This is a genomic window from Exiguobacterium sp. UBA3491, from assembly GCF_002377745.1.
In the GTDB taxonomy this organism is placed as follows: domain Bacteria; phylum Bacillota; class Bacilli; order Exiguobacteriales; family Exiguobacteriaceae; genus Exiguobacterium_A.
The window spans coordinates 1-7789 of the sequence record NZ_DFQK01000032.1 but is presented as its reverse complement, the minus strand read 5'-3'; the positions used below and the strand labels follow the sequence as shown (position 1 = coordinate 7789).

Here is a 7789-nt window from a genome sequence, read left to right as displayed (position 1 = left end):
ATCATTCTGCCACCCTTATCTTTAGAGGACGACATGTGAGTCAGCCCCGTCGTTTATTTTTTATATTCTTTTTCTGTTCCGTCCGAGAAGTCGATCTCTACCTCGAGGCGGGACGCATCTTGAATCGCAAATACACGCTCCACTTCCGCGATGACATCTTTCTCAGATGTATCCGCATCTACTTTTAAGTTCTTGAACTTCGCGTCGAGTTCCGTCATCGCCGCGTCCCCGCGTTTGTTTTCATCTTTATACTGGTATTCGGCTTCCGTGCCGTCATTCTCTCGGTCATAGCTGATGTCGATTGCGTCCATATCCCCGTTGACGTCCGCTTCAATCGATAAACTGGTGAATCCATAATCCGTATCTGCATTTTTCGTGACCGCATCCTTATCTTTCATCGTATTGTCGGTCGTATTCGAGTTTGTAGATCCGTCCTCGACCTTGTCCGTCGCCGTTTCGTCGTTCCCACATCCTGCTATCATTAGACTCATCGCAAATAAGGTCGCAACACCGTATCCTGTAACATATCCTCTCTTCATTCCATCACATTCCCTTCTGCTGGAATCGGGTGCGCTTTCAATAGCCGAGCAAGATGCAAAAGATTGGCAGCTAAAAACTGGGCATGCCGTTTCGTGAAGTCATTGTCACGTCCGGCTTCGATGTAAGACGGTCCAGGTCCCGCTTCACCGACCCAGTACGCATCGACATTGGGGGGAATCGTGAATCCGATGTGCGACAGACCGTATAAAATCGACGCGGACGCGTGTTTCGCCCCATCCTCGTTGCCGGTGACGATGACACCACCGACCTTGTTATAATAGATGGCTTGTCCAACGTCGTTCGTCAAGCCACTTCCCCCGTATAACCGTTCGATGACTTGTGTCGCGACACTACTTTTTTCACCGAGCCACAGCGGGGTCCCGATGACGACGATATCTGCCTGTTTGACTTTGTCGAAAAGTGAAGGCCATTCGTCGCCATTTCCTTCATCTTCCGTCACACCGAATGCGACTTGATGGTCGACGACACGGACGATTTCTGAATCGACGTCCTCATGCTCCCAGTACGCGATCACGTCACGAATCAACGCTTCCGTGTTCGATGGTTCTTGTGATGCTTTTAAAGTACAGTTCAAAAATAAAGCGCGTACCATCCATTCATCCTCCCCTATTGAATTGACATGTTCCTCGTCCTTAATCCTTTCCTGATTCCGATCTTAAGTAAACAAAAAAAGCCTCCGCCTTCGCGAAGACTTTCCTTGTCAGAGACATGACTTGATGTGTTGATAGTTTTGATTGCCACCGGATAAGTTACAGACGTCCCTGAACCCGAGATTCTTCAAGACGTTCTGTGCCGCGTTTCCTGTGACACCTTTATTGCAGTAAACGATTGTCGGTACCGTCGGATCCAGTTCCTGCGCCCGCTCACGTAACTCACCGAGCGGAATATGGATTGCCCCGTCGACATGACTCTTCTCGAACTGAGCGCGTGACCGCGTATCGATGATTTGGAAGACATTGCCCGCAGCGACCTCTTCCATCAAAGCGTTCGGTGTTTTCAGACGGGCCGTTCGTTTGATCGCGTTATCGAGGGCCATCCCGGTATAAAGAACGGGGTCCTTCGTCGTCGAGAATGGCGGCGCATAAGCCAGATCAAGATGGAATAAGTCTTCTGCTTTTGCTTTGAAGCTGATCGCGGTCGCAAGGACATCGATCCGTTTATCGACCCCTTGCGAACCAACGATTTGGGCACCGAGGACACGACCATCGCTCCGATCTGCGATCGCCTTGATGACCATTTCTTTGCCGCCGAGATATTCAGGACGATCGGGCTTGATGTTGTGCAATACTTCAATGTCATACCCAGCGTCGCGTGCTTCTTTCTCAGTCATTCCGGTCTGGGCGACCGTCAAATCGAATGCTTTAAAAATACCCGTTCCAAGGATTCCCCGGTGTTCAATCGTTTCACCGGTGATGACCATCCCAGCGATTCGTCCCATCTTGTTTGCCGTCGAACCAAGCGGACGGTACAGTGGTTGACCGGTGATGACGGAGAAGCTCTCGGCGACATCACCGACCGCATAAACGTCCTCGATGTTCGTTTGCATCTGTCGATTGACGGCGATCGCACCGGTCTGTCCAATCGTCACGCCGATCTCTTGTGCGAGTTGCGTGTTTGGTTTGACACCGACTGACAGGATGACGAGATCCGTCTCGATCCTCTCGCCACTCGCAAGAACGACTGCACGAGCCGTTTTCTCCCCTTCGAACGAAGCGACGGACTCACCGAGTCGCAAGATGACGCCGTTCGCTTCGAGATGGTCACTAACGCGTTTTGCCATATCAACGTCTAGCGGTGGCATGACTTGCGCCAATCGTTCGACGAGCGTCACTTCGATTCCGCGATACGTCAACTGCTCCGCCATCTCGAGTCCAATGAATCCGCCTCCGACGATGACAGCACGTTTTGGCGCATGCACGTCGACGTAACGACGAATCGCTTCCGCATTGCGGATGTTACGTACCGGAAAAATGTTTTCGAGATCGACGCCCGGTAGCGGCGGAATGATGCTAGAGGCACCAGTCGCGAAAACGAGCGTATCGTACGTATCCGTGAATGTCTCACCCGTATCCAGATGACGGATCGTTGCTGTCTTCGTCTCATGATCGATCGCTTCGACGTTATGACGCGTCTTGACGTCGATGTTGTAACGTTTCTTGAAGAACGCCGCATCGCGTGGCGTCAATTCATCGAGCTCAGCGATCTCACCACCGACGAAATAGGGAATGCCACAACCGGAATAGGAGATGTCCTCGTCCCGGTCGTAGATCGTGATCTCTAAGTCTTCACTATTGCGGCGTGCCTTCGCCCCGACCGATGTGCCGGCAGCGACCGAACCGATGATAAGTAGTTTTGTCATAGAAACGTCCTCCTTTTAATAGAGCAGTAAGCTGATATAGAGCCCGAGCAACGCGATGGCGAGCGTCGGAATCGTCAAGACGGTACCGATTTTGAAATATTGTCCCCACCCAATCCGGACTCCTTTCGAGCGCAAGACATGGAGCCACAATAATGTCGCGAGACTGCCGATCGGCGTGATTTTTGGACCGAGATCGCTACCAATGACATTCGCGTAGATTAAGGCGTCACGAATCGCTCCCGTGGTTGCTGTATGCTCGATTGACAAAGCATTGATCATGACAGTCGGCATATTGTTCATGACTGAGGATAACAGGGCGGCCAAGAAGCCCATCCCGAACGTCGCCGATGCGAGATTCGTCGCCATCCACTCGATTAACTCTGCGAGGACTTGCGTCAGTCCGGCATTACGTAGACCGTAGACGACGATATACATACCAAGGGAGAAGAAAACGATCGCCCACGGGGCACCGGCAAGGACCTTCTTCGTCGGGACGCTTGGTGATTTTTGCGCCAGGAATAAGAAAAAGACAGCGATGATGCCAGCAACGAGACTGACCGGAATGCCGATTGCATCACTCGTGAAATACCCGATGAGCAACAAACCAAGGACGATCCACGAAGCACGGAACATCCGCATATCGCGAATCGCAGACGTCGGTTGCGCCAAATCCTCGACAGCATAAAGTTTCGGGATCTGCTTCTTGAAATAGAGATACAAGACGAGTAGACTTCCCGCGACTGAAAAGACGTTGACAAAGACCATCCGCGCCGCATACGCCGTAAAGCCGATGTGAAAGAAGTCCGCCGAGACGATGTTGACGAGGTTTGAGATGACGAACGGAAGACTCGCCGTGTCGGCGATGAAGCCGGTGGCGAAGACATACGCCAGGACGACCGCATCCGGTAACTTCAAATGACGGACCATCGCGAGGACGATCGGTGTCAGGATCAAGGCAGCCCCATCATTCGCGAACAAGGCCGAGACAAAGGCGCCGAGTAACGTCATGTAAATGAAGAGTTTAAGACCGCCACCACGGGCGATCCGGGCCATATGTAACGCTGCCCATTCAAAGAAGCCGATCTCATCTAGAATCAACGAGATGACGATCAAGGCAATGAAGGTGAACGTCGCGTTCCAGATGATCCCCCAGACGGTCGCGACGTCTCCCAGTTCGACGACGCCCGTCAAAAGTGCAACGACCGCCATCCCGATCGCCGAGTACCCGATACCGAGCCCTTTCGGTTGTTTGATGATTAAAAATAAGGTGATCAGAAATATTCCGATCGCAAGCCATTGTGATGCTGTCAATTAATTCACTTCATTTCTTCATTTGATAGCAGTCGTATGAGGACTGCGATTAACACGTTATTGTATTAGGAACGTCTGCTACGCCCACTTGTTCGAGGATTCGTCGCAACAGGTCATGCTGCCCATGCTCTGAATTTAGTCGAAAGTAGTTCCATTGGCGCTCCCGTCTTTCCAAGATGACACCAGCTGACCGAAGTAGTTTGAGATGACGACTGACTGCCGGTTGTGAGATGCCAAACAAATCAACGAAGTCACAGACACAATGCTCTCGCACCGCAAGACGTCGGATGATTTCAAGTCGGGTCGGATCTGAGAGCAACTTCAGAAACTGACTGACTTCTATGGTCGAATGATCGGCGGTGATGGATGACATATCGGTTTCCCCTCTTTCTCGATTTCGTTCGATGACATAACCATATTATTATATAACATGATAGTTATGCAATGTCCTTTCACCGTAAATCGTTTCGTCGTTCCAACAACAACACATCGCGCCATACTCCATGATGTCTTGCAATCGCACGCCGTCGACCGACAAGTTCGAATCCGAGTCGCTCATGCAAGCGTCTGCTTGCCTCGTTTTCAGGAAACAGTTGAGACTGAAGCGTCCAGATGCCTTGAGTGTCCGCAAAATGAACCATCGTCTCTAACAAAAGTCGACCACCGCCTTTACCACGGACGGAGCGTTCTACATAGATACTGACTTCTCGAATCCCACTGTAAACAGTTCGTTCAGATATCCGACTCAACTTTCCCCAACCGACAATAGAGTCTTCCTTTATCAATACGAATCGTTCACATTGGGTGATCGCATTCCAAAATGCATCCGAATCAATCGTCATCTCGAATGTCGCATTTCGATCTTCAATCCCTTGACGATAAATCTCAATCACTTGAAGACGATCCTCTTCTTTCATCCATCGAACGTACATCCAAAATCCTCCTTTTCGTCTGATTAATTAAATCATCATCTATTTACTTGCAAAATGCAAATATTTATCGTATAACTGACTCATCAACGATATTTTGAAAGGAGACTTTACATGACTGAGACACGTGAGTTGTTTCAAACGTTCACCCGCCGCTTTGGTTTGCTTAACAAGAATTGCTGCGCCTTTCTGGATGAAGATATTTCACTTGTCCAAAGCCATTTATTATATCAAGTCGCGAAACACCCAGATTCCTCGATGCAAGAAATTGCTGACCAACTCGCTCTTGATATCACTACATTCAGCCGACAAGTACAAACATTGATTAAACGAGACCTACTAGTAAAGCGTCCCGCGATCAACGATCGGCGAATTCACCTACTTCGCCTGTCCGAAAAAGGATTGCGTGTTGCTCAAGCCATCGACGAAGAGATGAACACGTATCTGGATGCCATCTTCTCATCAATGACTTCCTTCGAAAAAGCACATGTCCTCCAGGCAATCGACTTGCTTAATACGAAGATGGGCGAGAGTGACGTCTGCTGTAAACCATGTCTCTAATACTTGCAACCTACAAATAAAAAGGAGGTTTTATTCATGCCATACGGTTCTTCCCACCCCATCGTCATCATCGGTGCCGGACCGATCGGTCTTGCAGCTGCAGCTCAACTTGTAGTGGAAGGTCAATCGTTTTTATTATTTGAGAGAGGTCCTTCGATTGCGCATCAGGTCAAACAATGGGAACACGTTCGGATGTTTTCAACATGGCAATACAATATCAGTGATGCAGCACGTCATTTGCTCGAGTTGACGGACTGGAGCGCCCCAACGGACGATGCTGTGCCGACCGGAACTGAATTGATCAATCAATATCTTGCCCCACTTGCTGCTTTACCGGAAATTGCTCCCTCTCTATATTTCCAACATGAGATTCTCTCGATCTCACGGGCAGGTCTAGACAAGATGACAAATGCCTCACGTGAAGTAACGCCGTTCGAATTAGTCATAGATACGCCGAATGGTCGTAAACATATTCTCGCTCGCGCGGTCATCGATGCGTCTGGCGTCCTCGGGCGACCAAACCCTGCAATCAGTTCCGGACATCGAGTCGAAATCGAGCAGAACTTATCTGTCCGGTATTCGATCGTAGATGGGAAACGTGATACTGTTGTTTTCGCGAATCAATCCGTCGCTGTCATCGGTAGCGGGCACTCGGCTTTGAACTCGCTCCTTGAACTCGTTTCCATTAAAGCGCACCACCCTGAAACGGAGATTCATTGGATCCTTCGCAAATCGGACCCCGTTCAAGCTTACGGCGGCGAAGATAAGGATGCACTGGAAGGTCGCGGGGCACTCGGTTCACGTATCCGTCAGCTCGTTGAAGGAGATCAGATTAGGATTCACTCCAACTTCAAGACCCAGTCCATTGAATCAAAAGGACAGTCGTTTGGCATCACTGCGCAAGATGGTCGATCCCTCCATCACATCGATCAGCTAATCGTCAACGCAGGAAGTCGACCCGACTTTTCGTTCCTCGAGGAAGTACGGCTTGATATCGATCCTGTCACCGAGAGTAGTCGAGTACTTGCTCCTCTGATTGATCCGAACTTTCATAGTTGCGGAACTGTCCGTCCACATGGGGAAGCGGAGTTACGTCATCCTGATCACGGACTTTATCTGGTCGGTGCGAAGAGTTACGGTCGTGCTCCGACCTTCCTGCTTGCTACCGGTTATGAACAAGTTCGATCAATCGTTGCTTTTCTTGTCGGAGATGAGGCACGTGCCAAGCAGATCAATTTATCATTACCAGAGACGGGTGTGTGCAACGTTTCTCTGCCACAATCATCGACTTCCTGTTGCTCTTAAAAATATACATCGGACCAGTCTTAGACAGGTCCGATTTTTTCTGCTAGCTCTATGATCACACCTTCTGGTCCTCTTATGTAACATAGGCTATACTCATTTTCGTAATTCGCGACGTCCCCAATCGGTTGATATCCATGATTCGCTAACCGTTTGAGGAGTGTATCGAGTCCTGTCACTTCAAAACAGAGATGACGCAATCCACTGGAATAAACGGTCTGGACGACAGTGGACGTCTCAACTGGTCGTTTGAACCGAACCAGTTCGAGCCAGATTGCTTCACCTGGTAACCCAAGAGCAACACATTCCGTCTTTGCCCCGTCTAGATTCAACAAACGTTCGAGCAACTTCCCTTCCATTTCCCATCGTCCACGTACTTCGAGCCCGCAAAGCGAAAAAAAGTGAATCGCTTCTTCTAGGTTCACGACGTTCAGACTGATATGATCCGTTCGTTTAATTGGCATCCGTCATTCCTCCTCAAGTGTGTCAGAATGTTGTCAAACCGTTGCTAGAAAGCACATCTAGAGCGTTTCGACGTGGTGTCTGCAGTTTGTATCGTCATTAAAATATAAGTATGAAAGATCGTGTCCACTTACGAAAAGGAGTCGAAATAACATGGAAGACGTCAACCTTCTCGTCCTTGCGACCTAGAACATATTTTGGGTCAGATTCGGTCTGATTACCTTCTCTGCCGTCAAAACGATGTCCGCAACGAAAAAATTGAAATCCACTTAATCAAAAGACTGAACTGAACCCTGAATGGTGG

General features: G+C 49.5%; 9 protein-coding genes. 2 read left to right on the top strand and 7 right to left on the bottom strand.

All coding sequences use genetic code 11. The features are described from left to right. Window positions 1-53 precede the first annotated feature (53 nt). The 6 genes from B4F99_RS12295 to B4F99_RS12270 all read right to left on the bottom strand — a co-directional run bounded on the left by B4F99_RS12295 (window position 54) and on the right by B4F99_RS12270 (window position 5163). Window positions 54-539, bottom strand: a complete 486-nt coding sequence (locus B4F99_RS12295; protein ID WP_290758350.1) for a YusW family protein — start codon at window positions 537-539, stop codon at window positions 54-56. Then, on the bottom strand, window positions 536-1153 hold the full coding sequence (locus B4F99_RS12290) for a flavodoxin family protein (protein WP_290758348.1): 618 nt from the start codon (window positions 1151-1153) through the stop codon (window positions 536-538). The genes B4F99_RS12295 and B4F99_RS12290 overlap by 4 nt, the downstream gene beginning before the upstream one ends. A gap of 108 nt (window positions 1154-1261) precedes the next feature. Further along, window positions 1262-2920, bottom strand: a complete 1659-nt coding sequence (locus tag B4F99_RS12285; protein WP_290758345.1) for an FAD-dependent oxidoreductase — start codon at window positions 2918-2920, stop codon at window positions 1262-1264. A gap of 15 nt (window positions 2921-2935) precedes the next feature. Further along, on the bottom strand, window positions 2936-4231 hold the full coding sequence (locus B4F99_RS12280; RefSeq protein ID WP_290758342.1) for an arsenic transporter: 1296 nt from the start codon (window positions 4229-4231) through the stop codon (window positions 2936-2938). A gap of 49 nt (window positions 4232-4280) precedes the next feature. Beyond that, window positions 4281-4604, bottom strand: coding sequence for an ArsR/SmtB family transcription factor (locus B4F99_RS12275; protein WP_214853643.1), 324 nt, complete (start codon window positions 4602-4604; stop codon window positions 4281-4283). 79 nt (window positions 4605-4683) lie between these two features. Beyond that, window positions 4684-5163 carry a GNAT family N-acetyltransferase gene (locus tag B4F99_RS12270; protein WP_214853640.1) on the bottom strand — a complete coding sequence of 160 codons (480 nt, stop codon included), beginning with the start codon at window positions 5161-5163 and terminating at the stop codon, window positions 4684-4686. A 111-nt stretch (window positions 5164-5274) separates the two neighbouring features. Here B4F99_RS12270 and B4F99_RS12265 point away from each other — a divergent pair, with 111 nt between their 5' ends. Continuing rightward, a complete protein-coding gene (locus tag B4F99_RS12265) occupies window positions 5275-5721 on the top strand; it encodes a MarR family winged helix-turn-helix transcriptional regulator (protein ID WP_214853637.1) in 447 nt (148 codons plus the stop codon). Between the two features lie 36 nt (window positions 5722-5757). Continuing rightward, the gene (locus tag B4F99_RS12260; RefSeq protein ID WP_290758335.1) at window positions 5758-7026 is read left to right on the top strand and encodes an NAD(P)-binding domain-containing protein; all 1269 of its coding nucleotides are present in this window, start codon (window positions 5758-5760) and stop codon (window positions 7024-7026) included. 20 nt (window positions 7027-7046) lie between these two features. On the opposite strand, the gene B4F99_RS12255 is transcribed toward B4F99_RS12260, so the two are convergent. Then, window positions 7047-7487: a VOC family protein gene (locus B4F99_RS12255; protein WP_214853631.1), complete on the bottom strand. Its 441-nt coding sequence runs from the start codon at window positions 7485-7487 to the stop codon at window positions 7047-7049. Window positions 7488-7789: the final 302 nt, after the last annotated feature.